Below are 2,124 nucleotides of genomic sequence, written 5' to 3'. Positions count from 1 at the left end.
CAGTGTGGCGCAATCGCCCTGACAAGCTCATTGATCAACGATCAATCGGATGATCCCTGTCTTCATCGAGGGCCGAATCAATCGTCACCGTGGGCGCTGATTGTCTCCAAATTCATCGGAGATCCGGTAGTGGGCGACTCATCCGGAAAATGCAGCAGGCCGATCAAGCCAATCCCGAGCAAAACGATGCCTAGCAGCACAGCGTTGGCTGCCCACTCTCGGGCATGAACCTGGACCGCTGCCGGCCCTAATTTCACCGTTTGCGATGTCGAAATTGACGTCAACACAGAAACGGTGATCGTTTGCGACCTCGATCCATCACCGTTGTCGATGACCGGACCTTCGTAGGTGGTCTTGGGTGTGAAATCTGCTTGCGCCAACACACGCGATTGCTGCCGAGCACTCCACGCCAATCCCGCGAGGGGAATGGCGAAGATTAAAAACAGAAGCCAGACCAATACCAGAGGAAGGTTTGCCATGAAATCGGTCGCTCCAATCAACGAGAATCGCACCGGCGAGGCCGGTGCGAGCACGGTCCGTTTTTAAAGTGCTTCTCTATTCTTGGACAGCTTCGAAGATCGCGATTTGGCCATCGTTGGGTTTGCCGTTCGAATTCTCGCTGGCACGTCGCCATGAAAGAACAACACCGTACAGCTTGCCATCGATTTCAACCGGGCAGAAACCGTGCATGTGTTGCATCAGCTGCAGGCTCTCGTAGGTCGCGGGCACCAAAGCACCGGAAGGCTTTCCATTCTCCATCACCAACACGGGCGCTGATTCATTCGTCGTCGGCAACGCGTTCAACAACGGCAAAAACATGCTGTCGCCAAAGCTTGAAATGTTGCAAGGGTTCGAGCCCTTGGGCAATTGAATGTAGTACTCCTTTTCAGCTCCCGGCGTGCGAAGCTGAGCTCCACCTGGAGTGAAGGAGAAAATGCGACCGTGCGAGCGGGACGCGATTTCGACGATCTCTTTGCCGCCTTCGGTTGCAACTTGGACGCCGTGACCAGTGTTCAGCATGCCGCCGCTGCCTTCTCGGCCGCCCCATGCCGGACCGCCCCATTTCCACTGGCCGTCGACCAATTCGGCGGACAGAGCAAAGTCACCCGGTGCGTATCCGATGACGACGACCAATCGCTTCGCATCCGGCAGAAAGACAACATCGCACGGAGTGAATCGTCCGCCTGACTTGAAGTATTGATTGACGGTCGGGTTGTCGAATTCGTCGCCCTTGGGCTGAGTCAGTTTCGCGAGGACTTCACCGCGTTTGGTCACGAACACTTCTTGCGTGTTGGTCGAAGCGAACGCCCAGTAGGATTCGCCGTCCAAGACAAAGCAATCGGTTCCGTGAGCGTTCATGCCAGCAGCGAACACTGGATCCTGATCTTCAACGAGAGTCCATTCCTTCAACTCGGAATCCAGCTTCACGAGTCCGTGTTTAGCAACGGCCGTCACGACTTCTCCGGTCAACAAATCCCGGTCGGCGTTGTTGTGCAAGCCACCTTTCGCTGCATTGATCATCGCGTCGGATTGCTTGCCCAATTCCGGACGGTGTTCCCAGCGATACGTTTTGCCGTTGACTTGGAACTTGTTGGTCGGCGCAGTTGGATCGAACTTCGCGGTGGATTCCTTCGACGCATCGGAATCTCCGTGTTCGTGGCCTTCATGGGCCATTCCGGCCAAAGGAATTCCGGAGAGGATCGCAAAAACGGAGCAGATGATTATTCGGGTGTAGGGCACGACAAATATCTTTTGAGGATGATGGATTGAAAAGCAAACGCACATTTCTGTGTGCCCGCGCACAAGTCACGGCGCACCATGCTAGTCAATCTCGGAGTTTGGGGCAGGATCTGTCAATTGGGTGCCCACAATTCTCGCGTTCGGCACGTCGAGTCTCCCCTCGAGGTGACGCGTCTATCTCGCAGAGAAGGACCGATTCTCGAACGCCAGCGACTCCAAGCAACATGATTCCGTCTTTCAAAGGGAACGCTTCAGCCGGATCAGACCAGATGAAACGCACGCAAGAACTCTCGCCGATTCTTGTCGAATTTGCGGTGATCTTTGTGTTTGATCGGCCGTTGCCTTTGACTGAATGCGGGCGTGATCACGCCCCAATTTGCATCG

Annotated in this window: 2 protein-coding genes; both read right to left on the bottom strand. The window is 55.1% G+C overall.

The window, feature by feature from the left end:
- Positions 1-77: 77 nt before the first annotated feature.
- Positions 78-479, bottom strand: coding sequence for a hypothetical protein (locus B2R17_RS21575; protein WP_286765614.1), 402 nt, complete (start codon positions 477-479; stop codon positions 78-80).
- A gap of 76 nt (positions 480-555) precedes the next feature.
- On the bottom strand, positions 556-1,785 hold the full coding sequence (locus tag B2R17_RS21570; RefSeq protein ID WP_286765613.1) for a hypothetical protein: 1,230 nt from the start codon (positions 1,783-1,785) through the stop codon (positions 556-558).
- Positions 1,786-2,124: the final 339 nt, after the last annotated feature.

It is taken from the genome of Rhodopirellula sp. UBA1907, assembly GCF_002337565.1.
GTDB lineage: Bacteria > Planctomycetota > Planctomycetia > Pirellulales > Pirellulaceae > Rhodopirellula > Rhodopirellula europaea.
This window is presented reverse-complemented; position numbering and strand designations above follow the sequence as displayed.